At 67.3% G+C, this 19947-nt stretch carries 19 protein-coding genes; 17 read left to right on the plus strand and 2 right to left on the minus strand.

Annotated elements, in window-relative coordinates; translation table 11 throughout:
- Nucleotides 1-89 precede the first annotated feature (89 nt).
- The 5 genes from BLS74_RS25415 (at nt 90) to BLS74_RS25435 (ending at nt 5522) form a co-directional block, all read left to right on the plus strand.
- Complete coding sequence (locus BLS74_RS25415; protein ID WP_093109933.1) at nt 90-1205, plus strand: Re/Si-specific NAD(P)(+) transhydrogenase subunit alpha; 1116 nt, start codon at nt 90-92, stop codon at nt 1203-1205.
- A gap of 13 nt (nt 1206-1218) precedes the next feature.
- Nucleotides 1219-1548, plus strand: coding sequence for an NAD(P) transhydrogenase subunit alpha part 2 (locus BLS74_RS25420; RefSeq protein WP_093109934.1), 330 nt, complete (start codon nt 1219-1221; stop codon nt 1546-1548).
- Nucleotides 1545-2969, plus strand: coding sequence for an NAD(P)(+) transhydrogenase (Re/Si-specific) subunit beta (locus BLS74_RS25425; protein WP_093109935.1), 1425 nt, complete (start codon nt 1545-1547; stop codon nt 2967-2969). The genes BLS74_RS25420 and BLS74_RS25425 overlap by 4 nt, the downstream gene beginning before the upstream one ends.
- A 91-nt stretch (nt 2970-3060) precedes the next feature.
- The gene (locus BLS74_RS25430) at nt 3061-4737 is read left to right on the plus strand and encodes a long-chain-fatty-acid--CoA ligase (protein ID WP_093109936.1); all 1677 of its coding nucleotides are present in this window, start codon (nt 3061-3063) and stop codon (nt 4735-4737) included.
- Nucleotides 4738-4748: 11 nt separating this feature from the next.
- The gene (locus tag BLS74_RS25435; protein WP_093109937.1) at nt 4749-5522 is read left to right on the plus strand and encodes a 5'-methylthioadenosine/adenosylhomocysteine nucleosidase; all 774 of its coding nucleotides are present in this window, start codon (nt 4749-4751) and stop codon (nt 5520-5522) included.
- Here BLS74_RS25435 and corA read toward each other — a convergent pair.
- Entirely contained in the window at nt 5515-6501 is a 987-nt protein-coding gene (gene corA / locus BLS74_RS25440) for a magnesium/cobalt transporter CorA (protein ID WP_093109938.1), read from the minus strand. The two genes, BLS74_RS25435 and corA, sit on opposite strands and share 8 nt — an antisense overlap.
- A gap of 210 nt (nt 6502-6711) precedes the next feature.
- Between corA and BLS74_RS25445 the strand changes: the two genes are divergently transcribed.
- The 4 genes from BLS74_RS25445 (at nt 6712) to hprK (ending at nt 10949) form a co-directional block, all read left to right on the plus strand.
- Complete coding sequence (locus BLS74_RS25445; protein ID WP_093109939.1) at nt 6712-8823, plus strand: ATP-dependent helicase; 2112 nt, start codon at nt 6712-6714, stop codon at nt 8821-8823.
- A gap of 247 nt (nt 8824-9070) precedes the next feature.
- Entirely contained in the window at nt 9071-9400 is a 330-nt protein-coding gene (gene raiA, locus BLS74_RS25450; RefSeq protein WP_093109940.1) for a ribosome hibernation-promoting factor, HPF/YfiA family, read from the plus strand.
- Nucleotides 9401-9493: 93 nt separating this feature from the next.
- Nucleotides 9494-9961 carry a PTS sugar transporter subunit IIA gene (locus tag BLS74_RS25455; RefSeq protein ID WP_093109941.1) on the plus strand — a complete coding sequence of 156 codons (468 nt, stop codon included), beginning with the start codon at nt 9494-9496 and terminating at the stop codon, nt 9959-9961.
- Nucleotides 9962-9989: 28 nt separating this feature from the next.
- On the plus strand, nt 9990-10949 hold the full coding sequence (gene hprK, locus BLS74_RS25460; RefSeq protein WP_093109942.1) for an HPr(Ser) kinase/phosphatase: 960 nt from the start codon (nt 9990-9992) through the stop codon (nt 10947-10949).
- Between the two features lie 103 nt (nt 10950-11052).
- On the opposite strand, the gene fur is transcribed toward hprK, so the two are convergent.
- Entirely contained in the window at nt 11053-11472 is a 420-nt protein-coding gene (fur, locus tag BLS74_RS25465; RefSeq protein ID WP_093109943.1) for a ferric iron uptake transcriptional regulator, read from the minus strand.
- A gap of 95 nt (nt 11473-11567) precedes the next feature.
- Here fur and BLS74_RS25470 point away from each other — a divergent pair, with 95 nt between their 5' ends.
- The 8 genes from BLS74_RS25470 (at nt 11568) to BLS74_RS25505 (ending at nt 19888) form a co-directional block, all read left to right on the plus strand.
- Nucleotides 11568-12122 carry an outer membrane protein assembly factor BamE gene (locus BLS74_RS25470; protein WP_093109944.1) on the plus strand — a complete coding sequence of 185 codons (555 nt, stop codon included), beginning with the start codon at nt 11568-11570 and terminating at the stop codon, nt 12120-12122.
- Nucleotides 12123-12207: 85 nt separating this feature from the next.
- Nucleotides 12208-13017, plus strand: coding sequence for a 4-hydroxy-tetrahydrodipicolinate reductase (gene dapB, locus BLS74_RS25475; RefSeq protein ID WP_093110037.1), 810 nt, complete (start codon nt 12208-12210; stop codon nt 13015-13017).
- Nucleotides 13014-13712 (plus strand): MotA/TolQ/ExbB proton channel family protein, encoded by a 699-nt coding sequence (locus BLS74_RS25480; protein WP_093109945.1) that lies wholly within the window; start codon nt 13014-13016, stop codon nt 13710-13712. The genes dapB and BLS74_RS25480 overlap by 4 nt, the downstream gene beginning before the upstream one ends.
- 16 nt (nt 13713-13728) lie before the next feature.
- A complete protein-coding gene (locus BLS74_RS25485) occupies nt 13729-14190 on the plus strand; it encodes an ExbD/TolR family protein (protein ID WP_093109946.1) in 462 nt (153 codons plus the stop codon).
- A 65-nt stretch (nt 14191-14255) separates the two neighbouring features.
- On the plus strand, nt 14256-16919 hold the full coding sequence (gene leuS / locus BLS74_RS25490; RefSeq protein WP_093109947.1) for a leucine--tRNA ligase: 2664 nt from the start codon (nt 14256-14258) through the stop codon (nt 16917-16919).
- Between the two features lie 8 nt (nt 16920-16927).
- Nucleotides 16928-17452, plus strand: coding sequence for an LPS-assembly lipoprotein LptE (lptE, locus tag BLS74_RS25495; RefSeq protein WP_093109948.1), 525 nt, complete (start codon nt 16928-16930; stop codon nt 17450-17452).
- Nucleotides 17452-18513 (plus strand): DNA polymerase III subunit delta, encoded by a 1062-nt coding sequence (gene holA, locus BLS74_RS25500; RefSeq protein WP_093109949.1) that lies wholly within the window; start codon nt 17452-17454, stop codon nt 18511-18513. Before lptE ends, holA begins: the two co-directional genes overlap by 1 nt.
- Nucleotides 18514-18595: 82 nt before the next feature.
- A complete protein-coding gene (locus tag BLS74_RS25505; protein ID WP_093109950.1) occupies nt 18596-19888 on the plus strand; it encodes a glutamate-5-semialdehyde dehydrogenase in 1293 nt (430 codons plus the stop codon).
- The last annotated feature ends 59 nt before the right edge of the window (nt 19889-19947 follow it).

Raw genomic sequence — 19947 nt, forward strand, 5'->3', positions numbered from 1 at the left:
TGTACAGAGGGATGCGGTCCTCGGCCAGTTCTTTGTCATCTTCATGTAAGCTCGGCCCGAATTCCAACGCTGCCCCGAGGAGATCCCCCATGCTGATAGGCGTGCCGGCCGAAACTGCGCCAGGCGAAACCCGTGTGGCCGTCACTGCGGAGACGGCCAAGAAGCTCGTTGCACAGGGTCACACCGTGCGCATCCAGTCCGGCGCCGGCGTGGTGGCCAGCGTCACCGATGCGGCCTACCAGGCCGTCGGCGCCGAGATCACCGACGGCAACGGCGCCTTCGGCGCCGACATCGTGCTCAAGGTGCGCGCGCCGAGCGATGCCGAGGCGGTGCTCATGAAACCCGGCACCGTCGTCATTGGCATGCTCAACCCCTTCGATGCCGCGGGCCTGCAAAGGCTCGCGACGGCCGGCCTCACCGGCTTCGCGCTCGAAGCCGCGCCGCGCACCACCCGCGCGCAGAGCATGGACGTGCTGTCGAGCCAGGCCAACATCGCCGGCTACAAGGCCGTCATGATCGCGGCCGACAAGTATCAGCGCTTCTTTCCGATGCTGATGACGGCCGCCGGCACCGTGAAGGCGGCGCGCATCGTGATCCTCGGCGTCGGCGTCGCCGGCCTGCAGGCCATCGCCACCGCCAAGCGGCTCGGGGCCGTCATCGAAGCGAGCGACGTGCGCCCGAGCGTCAAGGAGCAGGTCGAGTCCTTGGGCGCCAAGTTCATCGACGTCTCGTACGACACCGACGAAGAGAAGGAAGCGGCGCAGGGCGTCGGCGGCTACGCCAAGCCGATGCCCCAGAGCTGGCTCGATCGGCAGAAGGTCGAAGTGGCCAAGCGCGTGGCCGCGGCCGACATCGTCATCACCACCGCGCTGATCCCGGGCCGGCCCGCGCCGGTGCTGGTGACCGAAGAGATGGTCAAGGCCATGAAGCCCGGTTCGGTCATCGTCGACCTGGCCGCGCCGCAAGGCGGCAACTGCCCGCTCACCGAAGCAGACCGCACCGTCATCAAGCACGGCGTCACGCTGGTGGGCGAAACCAATCTGCCCGCGCTGGTCGCGGCCGACGCGTCTTCGCTCTACGCGCGCAACGTGCTCGACTTCCTCAAGCTCATCGTGAACAAGGAAGGCGCGCTCAACATCGACCTCGAAGACGACATCGTGGCCGCCTGCCTGATGAGCAAAGACGGTCAAGTGACCCGGAAGTGACAAGGAAAAGACCATGGATCCCGTTTCCCATACCGTCATCAACCTGATCATCTTCGTGCTGGCCATCTACGTCGGCTACCACGTGGTCTGGACCGTCACGCCGGCGTTGCACACGCCGCTGATGGCCGTGACCAATGCGATCTCGGCGATCGTGATCGTCGGCGCCATGCTGGCGGCGGCGCTCACCGAGAGCGGCCTCGGCAAGACCATGGGCGTGCTGGCCGTGGCGCTGGCCGCGGTCAACGTCTTCGGCGGCTTCCTCGTCACGCGGCGAATGCTGGAGATGTTCAAGAAGAAGGACAAAAAGGCAGCGCCCGCGGCCGACAAGGGGAATGCAGCATGAGCATGAATGTCGCCACGCTGCTGTACCTGATCGCATCGGTCTGCTTCATTCAATCGCTCAAGGGCCTGAGCCACCCCACCACCTCCATTCGCGGCAACCTGTTCGGCATGGTCGGCATGGCGATCGCCATCCTGACCACCGCGGCCTTGATCGTGCAGATCTCGGACGGCAAGGCCATGGGCATGGCCTGGGTGCTGCTGGGCCTGGTGGCCGGCGGCGGCTACGGCGCCTACCGCGCCAAGACCGTCGAGATGACGCAGATGCCCGAGCTGGTGGCCTTCTTCCACAGCATGATCGGTATGGCCGCGGTCTTCATCGCCGTGGCGGCGGTGGTCGAGCCCTGGGCCTTCGGCATCGTTCCCAAGGGCGAGCTCATCCCCGCGGGCAACCGGCTCGAGCTCTTCCTCGGCGCGGCCATCGGCGCCATCACCTTCAGCGGCTCGGTCATCGCCTTCGGCAAGCTCTCGGGCAAGTACAAGTTCCGCCTGTTTCAGGGCGCGCCGGTCCAGTTCAAGGGCCAGCACATGCTGAACCTGGCGCTGGGCTTGCTGACCATCGCGCTCGGCCTGGTGTTCGTCTTCACCGAGAGCTGGACCGCCTTCTTCTTGATGGTGCTGCTGTCCTTCGTGATGGGCGTGCTGATCATCATCCCGATCGGCGGCGCCGACATGCCGGTGGTGGTCTCGATGCTCAACAGCTACTCGGGTTGGGCCGCGGCCGGCATCGGCTTCAGCCTCAACAACGCGATGCTGATCGTCGCCGGCTCGCTGGTGGGTTCCTCGGGTGCGATCCTGAGCTACATCATGTGCAAGGCGATGAACCGCTCGTTCTTCAACGTGATCCTGGGCGGCTTCGGCGGCGAGGCGGCGGCGGCTTCCGGCGGCGCCAAGGAGCAGCGCCCGGTCAAGAGCGGCAGCGCCGACGACGCGGCCTACATGCTCTCCAATGCCGAGACCGTGATCATCGTGCCGGGCTACGGCCTGGCGGTGGCCCGGGCCCAGCATGCGGTCAACGAGCTGGCCGAGAAGCTCACCCACAAGGGCGTGACGGTGAAGTACGCGATCCATCCGGTGGCCGGACGCATGCCGGGCCACATGAACGTGCTCTTGGCCGAGGCCGAGGTGCCCTACGACCAGGTGTTCGAGATGGAAGACATCAACGGCGAGTTCGCGCAGGCCGACGTCGCGATCATCCTGGGCGCCAACGACGTGGTGAACCCGGCTGCGCTGCAGAAGGGCACGCCGATCTACGGCATGCCGATCCTGGAGGCCTACAAGGCCAAGACGGTGATCGTGAACAAGCGTTCGATGGCTGCGGGTTATGCCGGTCTGGACAACGAGCTGTTCTACATGGATAAGACCATGATGGTTTTCGGCGACGCCAAGAAGGTGGTCGAGGACATGGGCAAGGCGATCGAATAAGGGCGCCTTGCGCCCGCGCCTCCGCCTTGCCGGCATCGCCGGCGGCGGCCCCGTTGACCAGAACTCAGAATTTCGTTGAGGAGACCCATCCATGACAGACCGCCCCTGGCTCACCAGTTACCCGCAAGGCGTGCCCGCCGATATCGATGGCTCGCGCTATCCCTCCCTGGTGGCGCTCATGGAGGAGAGCTTCTCGAAGTACGCGGAGCGCACCGCCTACAGCTTCATGGGCAAGGATCTGAGCTACGGCGAGGTCGACAAGCTGAGCCGGGGCTTCGCGGCCTACCTGCAGGGACTTGGGCTCGCGAAGGGCGATCGCGTCGCGGTCATGATGCCGAACTGCCTGCAGTACCCGATCGCGGTGTGCGGCATCCTGCGCGCCGGGCTGATCCTCGTGAACGTCAACCCGCTCTACACGCCGCGCGAGCTCGAGCACCAGCTGAAGGATTCCGGCTCCAAGGCGATCGTGATCATGGAGAACTTCGGCGCCACGCTGCAGCAATGCATCGCGTCCACGCCGGTCAAGCACGTCGTGCTGAGCGGCATGGGCGATCGGCTCGGTCTGCTCAAGGGCGCGCTGGTCAATTACGTGGTGCGCAACGTCAAGAAGATGGTGCCCGACTTCAGCCTGCCCGGCGCCGTGCGCTTCAACGACGCGCTCGACAAGGGGGCAGGGCGCGGGCCGACGCCGGCGCCGATCGGGCCTGACGACGTCGCGGTGCTGCAGTACACGGGCGGCACCACCGGCGTGTCCAAGGGCGCCGTGCTGCTGCATCGCAACGTGATCTCCAACGTGCTGCAGTCCGAGGCCTGGAACGAGCCGGTCATGCAGAAGGTGCCAGCCGGCGAGCAGCCCACCAGCGTCTGCGCCCTGCCGCTCTATCACATCTTCGCGTTCACCGTGAACATGATGCTCAGCATGCGCACCGGCGGCAAGCTGATCCTGATTCCGAATCCGCGCGACATCCCGGCCGTGCTGAAGGAGCTGTCGAAGCACACCTTCCACAGCTTCCCGGCCGTCAATACCCTGTTCAACGGGCTGGCCAACCATCCGGACTTCGGCACCGTCGACTGGAAGAACCTCAAGGTCTCGGTCGGCGGCGGCATGGCGGTGCAGGGCGCGGTGGCCAAGCTCTGGCTCGAGAAGACCGGCTGCCCGATCTGCGAAGGCTACGGCCTCTCCGAAACCTCGCCGTCGGCCACTTGCAACCCGACCACCAGCACTGCCTACACCGGCACCATCGGCGTGCCGCTGCCCAGCACCTACCTGAAGCTGCTCGACGACGACGGCCATGAGGTGCCGATGGGCCAGCCGGGCGAGATCGCCATCAAGGGCCCGCAGGTGATGGCCGGCTACTGGCAGCGTCCCGACGAAACGGCCAAGGTCATGACGGCCGACGGCTACTTCAAGTCCGGCGACATCGGCGTGGTTGACGAGCGCGGCTTCTTCAAGATCGTCGATCGCAAGAAGGACATGATCCTGGTCTCGGGCTTCAACGTGTATCCGAACGAGGTCGAAGAAGTGGTCGCGCAGATTCCGGGCGTGCTCGAATGCGCGGCCGTGGGCATCGGCGACGAGAAGACCGGCGAGGCCGTCAAGCTCGTGATCGTCAAGAAGAACCCGGATCTCACCGAGGCCCAGGTGCGCGACTTCTGCCGCGCCAATCTCACCGGCTACAAGCAGCCCAGGGTAGTGGAGTTCCGCACCGAGCTGCCGAAGACGCCGGTTGGCAAGATCCTGCGGCGCGAGCTGCGCGACAAGAAGTAGCGGGCACTTCCATGGCGGGGCCGGTCGCGATCGTTGCCGCCATGCAGGAAGAGCTGGGCGCGCTGCTCGCGGCGATGCCCGACGAGCAGCGCGTGCGCGTCGCCGGGCGGGATTTCTGGGTCGGCCATTTGCATGGGCAAGCCGTCGTGGCGGTGCTGTCGCGCATCGGCAAGGTCGCGGCGGCCACCACGGCCACTGTGCTGCTCGAGCGCTTCGGCGTGCGCGCCATCGTCTTCACCGGCGTTGCAGGTGGGCTCGGGCCCGGCGTGCGGGTGGGCGACGTGGTGGTGGCGACCAAGCTGCTGCAGCACGATCTAGACGCCTCGCCGATCTTTCCCAAATACGAAGTGCCGTTGACCGGGCATGCGCGCTTCGCGGCCGACACCGCGATCAGCGATGCGCTGGCCGCCGTGGCCGCCGGCCTGCTGCGCGATCCGGTCGCGCTGCTCGGGCAGACGGTGGTCGACGACTTCGGCCTGCAGGCGCCCCGGCTGCATCGCGGCCTGCTGGTGAGCGGCGACCGCTTCGTCTCGACCGCCGCCGAAAGCGATGCGCTCCGGCGCGAGTTGCCCGACGCGCTGGCGGTCGAGATGGAAGGCGCCGCGGTGGCGCAGGTGTGCCACGATTACCGTGTGCCATTCGCCGCGGTGCGCACGATCTCGGACCGCGCCGACGACGCGGCGCATGCCGACTTCCTGCGCTTCGTCGCCGCCGTCGCGAGCCGCTACAGCCTCGCGGTGATCGACGCCTGGCTCGCCACGCTGTCCGGCCGATCGGCTACTTGAGCCAGCCGCGGCGGCGGAAGTACCACATCGGCACCAGGGCGCTGGCGACCATCAGTACGATCGCGTACGCGTAGCCGTAGCCCCATTCCAGCTCCGGCATGAGCTTGAAGTTCATGCCGTACACGCTCGCGATCAAGGTCGGCGGCAGCAGCGCGACGCTCGCCACCGAGAAGATCTTGATGGTCTTGTTCTGGTTGATGTTGATGAAACCGACGGTCGCATCCATCAGGAAGTTGATCTTGTCGAACAGGAAGGCGGTGTGGTTGTCGAGCGACTCGATGTCGCGCAGGATCTGGCGCGCCTCCTCGAACTGCTCGGCGTTCAGCATGCGGCTGCGCATCATGAAGCTCACCGCGCGGCGCGTGTCCATCACGTTGCGGCGGATGCGGCCGTTCAGGTCTTCCTGCCGCGCGATCGCGGCCAGCACCTCGCCGGCCAGTTCGTCGCTGACGTTGCCTTCCAGCACTTTCTTGCCCGCGACTTCCAGCTCGTCGTAGATGTTCTCGAGCGAGTCGGCCGAGTACTCGGCGTCGGCATCGAAGAGCTTCAAGAGCACTTCCTTGGCATCCTCGATCAGGCCGGGTGCGCGGCGCGCGCGCATGCGCAGCAGGCGGAACACCGGCACGTCTTCGTCGTGAATCGAGAACAGCACGCCGCGGCTGCGCAGTTCGGTGTTGTGCTGGTTGAGGATGAAGGCGACGCGCACGGAGCGCGGGTTCTCGGCGTCATCGATCAGGAAGTCGCTGCGCACGTGCAGCTCGCCGTTGTCTTCTTCGTAGAAGCGCGCCGACTCCTCGATGTCCTCGTCCATCGCATCCTCGGGGATGGACAGGCCGTAGTACTGCTTGATCCAGCGCTTTTCTTCGAGTGTGGGCGATTCGAGATCGACCCAGATCGGCTGGAACTGAGAGAGCTCTTCGAGGGCCTCGATTTCTTCCTGGACAAGGCGGCCGTTGGCGAGCGTGAAGATATTGAGCATGGCTCACTCCCGGTGAATTTTTGTGGCGGTTGGCGAGGGTTCGGGGCGCTTTCAAGTCCCTGGCCAACAACGCATCACAGGGGAGTTGAAAGCTGCCGAGGCGGAACGGTTTCCATGCGAAGTCTCCGGTTGCAGCGAGGCGCGATTATGTCATCGGCCTCCGGCGCTTTTCTGCCGGCATCTGGATGGACATCCAGTAAAGTCGCGGCGATGCAAAGCCTCGCGACACCCGCACCCACGAGCCAGGCCGAGCGCCTCGCGGCCGCGCTCGCCAAGCTCAACGACGAGCAGCGTGCGGCGGTGGAGCACGGTGTCGGCACTGCCCTCGGCGAGGCTCCGGAAGACCAGCGGCCGTTGCTCGTGATTGCCGGCGCGGGCTCGGGCAAGACCAGCACGCTCGCGCATCGCGTGGCCCATCTGATCGCGCGTGGCGCCGATCCGCAGCGCATCCTCTTGCTGACCTTTTCGCGCCGCGCGGCGCAGGAGATGGAGCGCCGTGCCGGGCAGGTGCTGGCGCGCGTGCTCGGCCTGAAATCCGATGCGCCGCCGGCCCTGCCCTGGGCCGGCACCTTCCATGGCATCGGCGCGCGCCTGTTGCGCGAACACGCGGCGCAGATCGGCCTGCACGAGAACTTCACCATCCACGACCGCGGTGATGCCGAGGACCTGATGGGCCTGGTGCGCAACGACATCGGCCTCGCGTCCATGGAGCGGCGCTTTCCGCGCAAGGGAACCTGCCTCTCGATCTACTCGCGCGCCGTCAACAGCTGCGCGCCGCTGGCCGAGGTGCTCGCGCATGCGTTTCCGTGGTGCGCCGAATGGGAGGCCGAGCTCAAGCGCCTCTTCGGCGCTTACGTCGAAGCCAAGCAGGCGCAGCAGGTGCTCGACTACGACGACCTGCTGCTGTACTGGGCCGAGATGGTGGCGGAGCCCGCGCTGGCGGCGCAGATCGGCGCGCGCTTCGACCACGTGCTGGTCGACGAGTACCAGGACACCAATCTGCTGCAGGCCGCCATCCTGCGCGCGCTCAAGCCCGACGGCCGCGGCCTCACCGTGGTCGGCGACGACGCGCAGTCGATCTACTCGTTCCGCGGCGCGACGGTGCGCAACATCCTCGACTTTCCGCAGCAGTTCACGCAGCCCGCGCGGGTGGTCACGCTGGAGCGCAACTACCGCTCGACCCAGCCCATCCTCGATGTCTCCAATGCGGTGATCGCCGCCGCTGCGGAGCGCCACGCCAAGACCCTCTGGACCGACAAGCCCTCGGCCGGACGGCCGCAGCTGGTGCTGGTGCCCGACGAAGCACAACAGGCCCGCTTCGTGGCCGAGCGCGTGCTCGCGCACCGCGAAGGCGGTCTGGCGCTGAAATCGCAGGCCGTGCTGTTCCGCAGCTCGAGCCACAGCGCCGCGCTCGAGCTCGAGCTGGCGCGGCGCAACATCCCCTTCGTCAAGTACGGCGGCCTCAAGTTTCTCGAAGCCGCGCATGTGAAGGACCTGCTGGCGGTGCTGCGCTTCGCCCAGAATCCGCGCGGGCGCATGGCGGGCTTTCGCGTCACGCAGCTGATTCCAGGCATCGGGCCGGTCAGCTCCACGCGGCTGCTCGACGCGATGGCCGAGGCTTCAGACCCCGGTGCCGTCGTGCAGGCCTTCGTGCCGCCTGCCGCCGCGAAGGAAGAGTGGGCGCGCTTCGCGGCCATCTATGCCGAATTGCGCGCGCCCACGCTCGCCTGGCCGGCCGACATCGAGCTCGCGTTGCAGTGGTATCTGCCCCACCTCGAGCGGCTTCACGACGATGCCGGCCTCAGGCGCGGCGACGTCGAGCAACTCGCGCGCCTGGCCTCGGGCTATGCCTCGCGGGAGCGCTTCCTGACCGAACTCACGCTCGATCCGCCCGAAGCGACGAGCGACCGCCCGGGTCCGCCGCTGCTCGACGAGGACTACCTGATCCTCTCGACCATCCACTCCGCCAAGGGGCAGGAGTGGCGCTCGGTGCACGTGCTCAACGTGGTCGACGGCTGCATCCCGGCCGACGTGGCGCAGGGCGCACAGGAGCTGGAGGAGGAGCGGCGCCTGCTCTACGTGGCAATGACCCGCGCGCGCGACCACCTGCACCTGCTGGTGCCTCAGCGCTTCTATGTCACGCAGCAGGCTGCGCGCGGCGACCGGCATCTGTACGCCGGCCGCACGCGCTTCATTTCGGCCGCCGATGCCGAGCGCTTTGAACAGCAGACCTGGCCGCCGCCGCCCGAACGCGCACCCCATGTACCGCCGCCGGCGGCCACGATCGATCTGCTGAGCCGCATGCGCGCCGCGTGGCGCTGAGCGCCGCGCGAGGTCTTTAGCGCTATCAAATCGATAGCGCACCGTGAGCGTGGGCGGGCGGTGCCGGGGTTTGCCATGGAAGGGATTGCAATTCGATGACAGCATGGGCATAGTGAACCGACCTTCTCCCTTTCCTCTCCCTCCCCCTTCCTTCTTCTCTCCTTCCCCCGCCTTTCCCCATTTCGCCGGCCACGCTTCACCCTGAAGCGGGGTCTTTTTCCCCAACCGTCAATCCAGGAGGTCATTCATGAATTTGACGATCAGCGGTCATCACCTCGACGTCACCCCCGCCTTGCGCAGCTACGTTACGAGCAAGCTGGACCGAATCACCCGCCATTTCGACCAGGTGGTCGATGTGAAGGTGATCCTCACGGTGGAAAAGCAAAAGGAAAAGGAACGTCGGCAACGCGCCGAATGCAATATTCACGTCAAGGGCAATGACATGTTCGCGGAATCGAGCCACGCTGATCTCTACGCCGCGGTCGACGAGCTGGTGGACAAGCTCGATCGGCAGGTGGTCCGTCACAAAGACCGCCTGCAGGACCACCATCACGAGGCGCCGAAGCGCGTGATGTAGTACCTCTCCGGGCAAATACTCTTGCGGGCCGCCTCAGGGCGGCCCTTTGCTTTTTGCGGAGCAGGTGCATAATCGCCCCCGCCCCGCCCCAACATGAACCGACTCGCGTCCATCCTGCCGCCCGCTCAAGTCCTCGTGAGCGTTGACGCCACCAGCAAGAAACGTGCTTTTGAAGAAGCGGGCTTGCTGTTTGAAAACCTGCACGGCCTGGGCCGTGCCCTCATCACCGACAGCCTGTTCGCCCGCGAGCGCCTGGGTTCCACTGGCCTCGGCCACGGCGTGGCCATCCCTCACGGGCGCATCAAGGGCCTCAAGTCGCCGATGGCCGCGGTGTTCCAGCTCGCGAATCCGATCGGTTTCGACGCGCCGGACGAGCAGCCGGTGGTGCTGCTGATCTTCCTGTTGGTGCCCGAAGCGGCCACCCAGAAACACCTTGAAATACTTTCGGAGATCGCGGAGCTGCTCAGCGATGCCGGCCTGCGCGAGCAGATCAAGTCGAGCTCCGACGCCGCCGCGCTCCACGCCCTGATCGCAGGATGGCAGTCCGCCCAGGTGGCCTGAAGCGTATCCGCATGAGACAGTCTGGCGCATGAAGCCGACCGTCATCAGTGCCGACGCGATGTTCGAGGAGTTCCGCGGCTCGCTCCGGTGGGAGTGGCTGGCGGGGCTGGGCGCCTCGGAGCGCCAGTTCGATCCCGGCGTCATCAGCCGCGCCCAGTCGGCCGCCGACCTAGTGGGCTACCTCAACTACATCCATCCTTACCGCGTGCAGATTCTCGGTGCGCGCGAAGTCGCCTACCTGACGCGCGGCACGCCCGACGATTGCGTGCGGCGGATCGCCCGCATCGTCACGCTGGAGCCGCCCATGCTGGTGCTGGCCGACGGCCAGCCGGCGCCCGACGAACTCCTGTCGATCTGCGAGCGGGCGCAACTGCCCCTGTTCGCCACGCGGGAATCCTCGGCCTTCGTGATCGACCTGCTGCGCGCCTACCTCTCCAAGCACTTCGCCGAGCGCACCTCGATGCACGGCGTGTTCATGGACATCCTGGGCCTGGGCGTGATGATCACGGGCGAGTCGGGACTCGGAAAGAGCGAGCTCGGCCTGGAGCTGATCTCGCGCGGCAACGGCCTGGTGGCCGACGACGCGGTCGACCTCTACCGCATCAACCAGACCACGCTGGAAGGGCGCTGCCCCGAGCTGCTGCAGAACCTGCTCGAGGTGCGCGGCATCGGCCTGCTGGACATCCGCGCGATCTTCGGCGAGACGGCGGTGCGCCGGAAGATGCGCCTCAAACTGATCGTGCACCTGGTACGGCGCGACAGCTTCGAGCGCGACTACGAACGCATGCCTTCGGCGCCGCTGACCCAGGACGTGCTGGGCATTCCGGTGCGCAAGGTGATCATCCAGGTGGTGGCTGGGCGCAACATCGCGGTGCTGGTGGAAGCGGCGGTGCGCAATTCGATCCTGCAGCTGCGCGGCATCGATACCTACGCCGATTTCGTCGCCCGCCACCACAAGGCCATGGAAGGCGCCCGCGAGGACGATTAGCCCCCCGGCTTTTCACTTCGCTTCGCTGCGTGTAACTCCACCCCCCCGAGGGGGAGGCGCGGCCCGCCTTGGGGCGGCCCGTCGGCGGCCGCCGTCTTTCAGTTCAGCGCTTGCTGGCGCAGTCGCCGCACAGGCCGTAGAGCGACATCGCGTGGTCCTGCAGAATCCACTTCTTGTCGGTCGCGATCATCTGCTGGCGGCGCTCGATCTCGGGGTCGTAGAACTCCTCGACCTTGCCGCAGGAGGTGCACACCAGGTGGTCGTGGTGCTTGCCTTCGTTGAGTTCGTAGACCGCCTTGCCGCTCTCGAAATGGCTGCGCTCGAGAATGCCGGCCTGCTCGAACTGCGTCAGCACGCGGTAGACCGTGGCCAGGCCGATGTCGGAGTGCTCGTTGAGCAGCACCCGAAACACGTCTTCCGCCGTCATGTGGCGCTGGCCGCCGTTCTGGAAGATTTCGAGAATCTTGAGACGCGGCAGGGTGGCCTTGAGGCCGGTGTTCTTCAGTTCGTCGATGTTGCCCATGATGGTTCCTGCGCCGGCTGTGCGAGAGGGGCACGCCGAGGGGCAGCCGCTACAATGGCCCGATCATATCGCTACCCCTCTTTGCCCTTTTGCCCATGCCTGACATTCCACAACGCCGCCTCTGGCTGCTCGTCGGCGCAGTCGCTGGGAGCCTCTGCCTCGGCGGCTGCAGCAGCGTCACCGAACGCTCGCGCGATGCGCTGCATGCCATCACGCCCTACAAGGTCGACGTGGTCCAGGGCAATTTCGTGTCGAAGGAGCAGGTCGAGCTGCTCAAGCCCGGCATGTCGCGCCAGCAGGTGCGCGAAGTCCTCGGCACCTCCCTGCTGAACGACGTCTTCCATTCCAATCGCTGGGATTACGTGTTCACGATCCGGCGCCAGGGCGTCGAGCCCCAGCAGCGCCGCCTGACGGTGTTCTTCAATGGCGAAGTGCTCGAACGCTTCGAAGGCGACCCGATGCCGAGCGAGGAAGAATTCGTCGCCGCGCTCGACACCCGCAAGCGCAGCGGCAAGGTGCCGGCCCTGGAAGCCTCGGAAGACCAGCTCAAGAAATTCGATCCGGCCAAGGACAAGAAGGCGGACGGCGAGTCCGCCGCCTCCCTGCCTCCGCTGCCGCCGAGCTATCCCCCGCTCGAAGCGACGCGCTAGCGCGCGCCGGCCGCGCCGGCCGGCTTTCTTCCAGGCTTCAAGGCTGAAACGCGTGACTGATTCTTCCTCTCCCTCCATTCCCCCGCTGCGGCGCATCGCGATCGCCGGCGCTTCCGGGCGCATGGGGCACATGCTGATCGAGGCCGTGCGCGAGGCGCAGGACTGCCGCCTCGCCGGCGCGCTCGATGTCGCCGGCAGTCCCGCGATCGGCAGCGATGCGGCTGCCTTTCTCGGCTTCACGAGCGGCGTCCCGATCGTGGCCGACCTGCGCACCGGCCTCCAGGACGCCCAGGTGCTGATCGACTTCACGCGGCCCGAAGGCACGCTGGCGCATCTGGCCGTGTGCCGCGAGCTCGGCGTGCAGGCCGTGATCGGCACCACCGGCTTCAGCGACGCGCAGAAGGCCGAGATCGCCGCGGCGGCGAAAGAAATCGCGATCGTGATGGCGCCCAACATGAGCGTCGGCGTCAACGTCACGTTCAAACTGCTCGAAATGGCAGCCAAGGCGCTCGCTACCGGCTACGACATCGAGATCATCGAGGCGCACCATCGCCACAAGGTCGACGCGCCCTCGGGCACCGCGCTCAAGATGGGCGAGGTGATCGCCGATGCGCTGGGCCGCGACCTCAAGGAATGCGCTGTCTATGCGCGCGAGGGCGTCACCGGCGAGCGCGACCCGTCCACCATCGGCTTCGCGACCATCCGCGGCGGCGACATCGTGGGCGACCACACGGTGCTGTTCGCCGGCACCGGCGAGCGCATCGAGATCACGCACAAATCGGCCAGCCGCGCGACCTATGCGCAGGGCAGCCTGCGTGCGGTGCGCTTCCTGGCCGGGCAGCAGAGCGGCCTGTTCGACATGTTCGACGTGCTCGGCCTGCGCCAAAGCGCATGAGTGTTCTGGAGCTGCTCACCCACGGCGACGGCGTCAGCCGTTCCGTGGCCGTGCTGCTGCTCCTGATGTCGGTCTCCAGCTGGGTCGTGATCCTCTGGAAGGCCTGGCTGCTGCGCGGCGGCACGCGCGACGTGGTACGCAGCATCGCGGCCTTCTGGCAGTCGCCGTCGCTCGGCGACGCCGAGCAGAAGCTCAGGGCCTTCGACCGCGCGGCCCTGGTCTGGCCGGCCGTGAGCGCGGTCAGGAGCCTGGCCGCCAAGTCCGATGCCGCCACGCTCGGCGGCGCGGTCGACCGCGCCCAGCGCCTCACGCGCGCCCTGCGCGACGCCTTGCATGCCGCGCTGCGGCGCCTGCAGGCCGGGCAGATCCTGCTCGCCACGGTCGGCGCCACGGCACCCTTCGTCGGGCTGCTCGGCACGGTCTGGGGCATCTACGGCGCGCTCGTGGGCATTGCCGGGGAAACCGGCGGATTCACCATCGACAAGGTGGCCGGCCCGGTTGGCGAGGCGCTGATCATGACCGCCTTCGGCCTCGCGGTCGCGATTCCGGCCGTGCTCGCCTATAACGTGTTCGGCCGCGTGGTCAGCCGAATCGAGGCCGAGCTGGAAGGCTTCGCCCACGACCTGCTCGGCGCGCTCGGCGACGAGCCGCAGCGCGAAGCGCCGCTGCCGCCCGCGCGGCCGATGCCGGTCTGAGAAGGGCACAGAACCCATGGCCTTCGGTCGCACCTCGCTCGGCAGCACCGCCACCGGCGGGCGGGCGATCGGCGCCGGCGGGCAGCGGCCGCTGTCGGACATCAACGTCACGCCGCTGGTGGACGTGATGCTGGTGCTGCTGGTGATCTTCATCATCACCGCCCCGTTGATGGCCAGCTCGATCAAGCTCGACCTGCCGCGCACCGACGCCGGCCAGCCCGCCGACACGCCCAAGTTCGTGAGTCTCGCGGTGGATGCGGAGGGCAAGGTCTTCCTCAACGACCAGGCCGTGAGTGTCGAGGAGCTCGCGGCCGGCCTCGAGAAGGCCGCCGCCGCCAACCGCGACACCGAGGTCCAGCTGCGCGCCGACCAGACCGTGCCCTACGGCAAGGTGGTCGAGTTGATGGGCATCGCGAACAAGGCGGGGCTGAGCCGCATCGGCTTCGTGACCGAAGCGCCGGCCACCAGGAAGCCTTGAGCTTCCTCACCCGCGATAATCCGCATTCCCCGGCCGCCTGATGCCGGGCTGTTGCCCCAAGCCCAATGAACCCCAGCTACAAACCCAGCGACGTCGAGTCCGCTGCCCAGGCCGCCTGGACGGCGGCCGATGCCTACCGCGTGACCGAGGACGCGCGCAAGAAGAAGTACTACGCCTGCTCGATGCTGCCGTACCCCAGCGGCAAGCTGCACATGGGCCACGTGCGCAACTACACCATCAACGACATGCTCACGCGCTACCTGCGCATGAGCGGCTACAACGTGCTGATGCCGATGGGCTGGGACGCCTTCGGCCTGCCGGCCGAGAACGCGGCGCTCAAGAACGGCGTGCCGCCGGCCCAATGGACCTACGAGAACATCGGCTACATGAAGAGCCAGCTCCAGGCCATGGGGCTGGCGATCGACTGGAGCCGCGAGATCGCCACCTGCGACCCCAGCTATTACAAGTGGAACCAGTGGCTGTTCCTGAAGATGCTCGAAAAAGGCATCGCTTACCGCAAGACCCAGCTGGTCAACTGGGATCCGGTCGACCAGACCGTGCTGGCCAACGAGCAGGTGATCGACGGCAAGGGCTGGCGCACCGGCGCCACGGTGGAGCGGCGCGAGATCCCGGGCTACTACCTCAAGATCAGCGACTACGCCGAAGAGTTGCTCGAGCACACCCAGCACAAGCTGCCGGGCTGGCCCGAGCGCGTGAAGCTGATGCAGGAGAACTGGATCGGCAAGAGCGAGGGCGTGCGCTTCGCCTTCCTGCACGACATCAAGGACGATCACGGCAAGCTGATCCAGGGCGGCCTCATGTACGTTTTCACGACGCGTGCCGACACCATCATGGGCGTGACCTTCTGCGCCGTGGCGCCCGAACACCCGCTCGCCGTGCATGCCGCGAAGAAAGACCCGAAAGTCGCCGCCTTCATCGAGGAATGCAAGAGCGGGGGCACCACCGAGGCCGAGCTCGCGACGCAGGAAAAGAAGGGCGTGCCCACCGGCCTCCACGTGCAGCACCCGATCACCGACGAGCCGATTCCGGTCTGGGTCGGCAACTACGTACTGATCGGCTACGGCGACGGCGCCGTGATGGGCGTGCCCGCGCACGACGAGCGCGACTTCGCCTTCGCCAACAAGTACGGCATCGAGATCATCCAGGTCGTGCTGGTCGACGACGAACCGCACTTCGACTACCACCGCTGGCAGGACTGGTATGCCGACAAGCAGCGCGGCGTGACCATCAACTCCGACAACTTCAGCGGCATGTCCTACGCCGAGGCGGTCAAGGCGGTGGCGCACGCGCTCGGCCAGAAGGGCCTGGGCGAGATGCAGACCACCTGGCGCCTGCGCGACTGGGGCGTGAGCCGCCAGCGCTACTGGGGCACGCCGATCCCGATCATCCACTGCGAGGAGCACGGCGCGGTGCCGGTGCCCGAGAAGGACCTGCCGGTCGTGCTGCCCACCGAGTGCGTGCCCGACGGCTCCGGCAACCCGCTGGCCAAGCATGAAGGCTTCCACGCCGGCGTGGCCTGCCCGGTCTGCGGCAAGCCGGCGCGGCGCGAGACTGACACGATGGACACCTTCGTCGACAGCGCGTGGTACTTCATGCGCTATTGCGACCCGAAGAACGACCAGGCCATGGTGGCCGAGGGCGCCGACTACTGGATGCCGATGGACCAGTACATCGGCGGCATCGAGCACGCGATCCTGCACCTGCTCTACGCGCGCTTCTGGACCAAGGTGATGCGCGACCTCGGTCTGGTGAAGATCGACGAGCCCTTCAGCAAGCTGCTCACGCAGGGCATGGTGCTCAACCACATCTTCTACCGGCGCACCGAGAAGGGGGCCAAGGAGTACTTCCCGCCTTCCGAGGTGACGCCCGTGCTCGATGCGCAGGGGCGCATCACCGGCGGCACCCTGGCCGACGGTTCGAAGCTCGAATACGGCGGCGTCGGCAAGATGGGCAAGAGCGAGCGCAACGGCGTCGATCCGCAGGACCTGATCGAGAAGTACGGCGCCGACACCGCGCGCCTCTACACCATGTTCACCGCGCCGCCCGAGGCCACGCTGGAGTGGAACGATGCGGCTGTGGAAGGCAGCTACCGTTTCCTGCGCCGGGTCTGGAACTTCGGGGTGGCGCTCGAAGCGGCGACCGTCAGCGCCGCGGAGAACGCGGAGATCGAGATCGACGCGATCGACCCGCGCTCGGCCTTCGGCAAGGAGGCCAAGGCGCTGCGCCGCGAGGTCCATACCGTGCTGCGTCAGATCGACTACGACTATCAGCGCATGCAATACAACACCGTGGTGTCGGGCGCGATGAAGCTCCTGAATGCGCTGGAGGGCTTCAAGTCCGACGGCAGCACGGGCGACCGCGCGGCCGTGCGCGAAGGCTTCGGCATCCTGATGCGCTGCCTCTACCCGGCCACGCCGCACATCACGCACGCACTGTGGCATCAGCTGGGCTACGACAAGCTGCACGGCCCGCTGCTCGACGCGCCCTGGCCGGTGGTCGACGTGGTCGCGCTGGAGCAGGACGAGATCGAGCTCATGCTGCAAGTCAACGGCAAGCTGCGCGGCTCGCTGCGCGTGCCGGCCAATGCCTCGAAGCAGGAGATCGAGAAGATCGCGCTCGCGAGCGAGGTGCTGGCCAAGCATGCCGAGGGCGCCGTGCCCAAGCGCGTGGTCGTGGTGCCCGGGCGGCTGGTCAACGTGGTGGTATGAAGGAAAGCATGAATACACGCACCCGGTCTCAGCGCCTCCTGCCGCGTCGCGGCTTTCTCGCCCTTGCCGCGGCGGCCTCGCTTGGGGTCGCGGGCTGCGGCTTCGAGCTGCGCCGTGCGCCGATCTTCGCGTTCAAGACGCTGGCGGTGCCGGGCAGCTCGGCTTTCGTGAACGATCTTCGGCGCCAGATCCGCGCCGCCGGCACCGTCGAGCTGATTCCGGCCGACAAGCTCGACACGGCCGAAGCGGTGCTCGACATCCTTGCCGAAAACCGCGAGCGCATCGTGCTCTCCACCAATTCGGCCGGCCAGGTGCGCGAGCTCCAGCTGCGCCTGACGATGCGCTTCAGGCTGCGCACGCCGGGCGGCAAGGAACTGCTGCCACCGACCGAGATCCAGCAGCAGCGCGACATCACCTACAACGAAACCGCGGCGCTGGCGAAGGAAAGCGAAGCGGAGCTGCTGTTCCGCGACATGCAGAGCGACATCGCCCAGCAGACGATGCGGCGGCTGGGCGCGGTGAAGAGCCTCTGATGCAGCTCGGCCCCGCGCAGCTGGAAGCCCATCTGCAGAAGGGCATCAAGCCGCTCTACACCATCCACGGCGACGAGCCGCTGCTCGCGCAGGAGGCGGCCGACGCGATCCGCGCAGCGGCACGAACGCAGGGCTACACCGAGCGCAGCTCGTACACCGTGGCCGGCGCGCATTTCGACTGGAGCGCGGTGCTCGCCGCGGGCGGGTCGCTGAGCCTGTTCGCCGACCGGCAGATCGTCGAAATCCGCATCCCCTCGGGCAAGCCGGGCAAGGACGGCAGCGTCGCGCTGCAGCAGATCGCCGAGGCCGCGCAAGGCAACGACAGCACCCTCACGCTGGTGATGCTGCCGCGCCTGGACAAGGCCACGCGCACCGGCGCCTGGTTCTCGGCGCTGGAGAACAACGGCATCAGCCTGCAGATCGAAAGCATCGAGCGCGCCGCGCTGCCGCAGTGGATCGCGCAGCGGCTCGCGCAGCAGGGCCAGCGCGTGAGAGGCGGCGAGGAAGGCCAGCGCACGCTGCAGTTCTTCGCCGACCGCGTGGAAGGCAATCTGCTCGCCGCGCACCAGGAAATCCAGAAGCTCGCGCTGCTGCATCCCGAGGGCGAGCTGTCGTGGGAGCAGGTCGAAGGCGCGGTCAACAACGTCGCGCGCTACGACGTGTTCAAGCTCTCCGAAGCCGTGCTCGGCGGCAATCCGCAGCGCGTCGCGCGCATGCTCGACGGCCTGCAGGCCGAAGGCGAGGCCGAGGTGCTGGTGCACTACACGCTGGCCGAGGACATCCGGGCGCTGAAGCGCGTCAAGGACGCGATGGCCGCCGGCCGGCCGCTGCCCATGGCGCTGCGCGAGAACCGCATCTGGGGCCCGCGCGAGCGCGCCTTCGAGCGCGTGCTGCCGCGGCTGGACGATCGTGCGCTGGCCCGCATGCTGCGCGCCGCACACATCGTGGACGGCATCGTCAAGGGCCTGAAGCAGCCCGACTGGCCGGCCGGCGGCTGGCAGGCGCTGCAGCGGCTGGCGCTGATGCTGTGCCGGGCCTGCGCGGCGCCGGCCCGGGGCTGAGCGCGCGATCGTTCCTCTTTCGCGAACCCCGCGTTTCCACGCATTGCCGCCCTGCCCGCAGCCCGCGTGGGAAAATGCGCGGATGAACGCGTTCAACGTCAACGAACACATGCAGACCCTGGGGCTGCAGGCCAAGGCGGCCGCCGCCCTGATGGCCAAGGCCTCCGCGGCCACCAAGAACAAGGCGCTCAAGGCGCTGGCACGGCGCCTGCGCGAGAGGGCGGAGGGCCTGGCCCCGGCCAATGCGCGCGACATCGAGCGCGCTGTCGCGGCCGGCCTCTCGGCCCCGATGGTCGACCGGCTCAAGCTCACGCCGAAGGTCATCGAGACCGTGGCGCTGGGCTGCGAACAGCTCGCCGCGATGCCCGACGTGATCGGCGAAGTCATCGGCATGAAGCAGCAGCCCAGCGGCATCCGCGTCGGTCAGATGCGGGTGCCGATCGGCGTCTTCGGCATGATCTACGAGAGCCGGCCCAACGTGACCATCGAGGCCGCGAGCCTCGCGATCAAGAGCGGCAACGCGGCGATCCTGCGCGGCGGCTCGGAGGCGATCGAGTCGAACAAGGCGCTCGCGCTGCTGGTGTCGGAGGCGCTGGCCGAGGCGGGCCTGCCGGTCGAGGCGGTGCAGCTGGTGCAGACCACCGACCGCGAGGCGGTGGGGCAGCTGATCGCGATGCCCGAGTTCGTCGACGTGGTCATCCCGCGAGGCGGCAAGGGCCTGATCGAGCGCATCAGCCGCGAGGCCAAGGTGCCGGTCATCAAGCACCTGGACGGCAACTGCCACGTCTTCGTGGACGACACGGCCGAGCTCGACATGGCGGTCAAGATCGTCGACAACGCCAAGACGCAGAAGTACAGCCCCTGCAATGCGGCCGAGGGCCTGCTGGTGGCGGCCTCGATGGCCGAGAGCTTCCTGCCGGAGATCGGCGCGATCTTCGCGGCCAAGGGGGTGGAGATGCGCTGCGACCCCGCAGCGGCGCGCATCCTGCGCGCCGACGGTGCGCTCCCGCCGGGCGCCCGGGTGGTGGACGCGGTCGAGTCCGACTGGTCTGAGGAGTACCTGGCCGCCGTCATCAGCATCAAGGTGGTCGCGGGCGTGGACGAAGCCATCGCGCACATCAACCGCTATTCGAGCCATCACACCGACGCCATCGTCACGCGCGACCACATGCACGCCCAGCGCTTCCTGCGCGAGGTCGACTCGGCCAGCGTGATGGTGAACGCGAGCACGCGCTTTGCCGACGGCTTCGAGTTCGGGCTCGGGGCCGAGATCGGCATCAGCACCGACAAGTTCCATGCGCGCGGGCCGGTCGGCATCGAGGGGCTCACCTCGCTCAAGTACGTGGTGCTGGGCCAGGGCGAAGTGCGGAGCTGAAGGTGGCGCGGATCGGGGCAGCGCTTGTCATCCGCTCCAGCGCCCCCAAATCCTACAAT

This window comes from Variovorax sp. CF079 (assembly GCF_900101545.1).
Lineage (GTDB): Bacteria > Pseudomonadota > Gammaproteobacteria > Burkholderiales > Burkholderiaceae_C > Variovorax.

Excerpts from the sequence above, each read along its gene's own strand:
- BLS74_RS25415 (WP_093109933.1), top strand. The coding sequence starts at position 90 with ATGCTGATAGGCGTGCCGGCCGAAACTGCGCCAGGCGAAACCCGTGTG.
- BLS74_RS25420 (WP_093109934.1), top strand. The coding sequence starts at position 1,219 with ATGGATCCCGTTTCCCATACCGTCATCAACCTGATCATCTTCGTGCTG.
- BLS74_RS25425 (WP_093109935.1), top strand. The coding sequence starts at position 1,545 with ATGAGCATGAATGTCGCCACGCTGCTGTACCTGATCGCATCGGTCTGC.
- BLS74_RS25430 (WP_093109936.1), top strand. The coding sequence starts at position 3,061 with ATGACAGACCGCCCCTGGCTCACCAGTTACCCGCAAGGCGTGCCCGCC.
- BLS74_RS25435 (WP_093109937.1), top strand. The coding sequence starts at position 4,749 with ATGGCGGGGCCGGTCGCGATCGTTGCCGCCATGCAGGAAGAGCTGGGC.
- corA (WP_093109938.1), bottom strand. The coding sequence starts at position 6,501 with ATGCTCAATATCTTCACGCTCGCCAACGGCCGCCTTGTCCAGGAAGAA.
- BLS74_RS25445 (WP_093109939.1), top strand. The coding sequence starts at position 6,712 with ATGCAAAGCCTCGCGACACCCGCACCCACGAGCCAGGCCGAGCGCCTC.
- raiA (WP_093109940.1), top strand. The coding sequence starts at position 9,071 with ATGAATTTGACGATCAGCGGTCATCACCTCGACGTCACCCCCGCCTTG.
- BLS74_RS25455 (WP_093109941.1), top strand. The coding sequence starts at position 9,494 with ATGAACCGACTCGCGTCCATCCTGCCGCCCGCTCAAGTCCTCGTGAGC.
- hprK (WP_093109942.1), top strand. The coding sequence starts at position 9,990 with ATGAAGCCGACCGTCATCAGTGCCGACGCGATGTTCGAGGAGTTCCGC.
- fur (WP_093109943.1), bottom strand. The coding sequence starts at position 11,472 with ATGGGCAACATCGACGAACTGAAGAACACCGGCCTCAAGGCCACCCTG.
- BLS74_RS25470 (WP_093109944.1), top strand. The coding sequence starts at position 11,568 with ATGCCTGACATTCCACAACGCCGCCTCTGGCTGCTCGTCGGCGCAGTC.
- BLS74_RS25480 (WP_093109945.1), top strand. The coding sequence starts at position 13,014 with ATGAGTGTTCTGGAGCTGCTCACCCACGGCGACGGCGTCAGCCGTTCC.
- BLS74_RS25485 (WP_093109946.1), top strand. The coding sequence starts at position 13,729 with ATGGCCTTCGGTCGCACCTCGCTCGGCAGCACCGCCACCGGCGGGCGG.
- leuS (WP_093109947.1), top strand. The coding sequence starts at position 14,256 with ATGAACCCCAGCTACAAACCCAGCGACGTCGAGTCCGCTGCCCAGGCC.
- lptE (WP_093109948.1), top strand. The coding sequence starts at position 16,928 with ATGAATACACGCACCCGGTCTCAGCGCCTCCTGCCGCGTCGCGGCTTT.
- holA (WP_093109949.1), top strand. The coding sequence starts at position 17,452 with ATGCAGCTCGGCCCCGCGCAGCTGGAAGCCCATCTGCAGAAGGGCATC.
- BLS74_RS25505 (WP_093109950.1), top strand. The coding sequence starts at position 18,596 with ATGAACGCGTTCAACGTCAACGAACACATGCAGACCCTGGGGCTGCAG.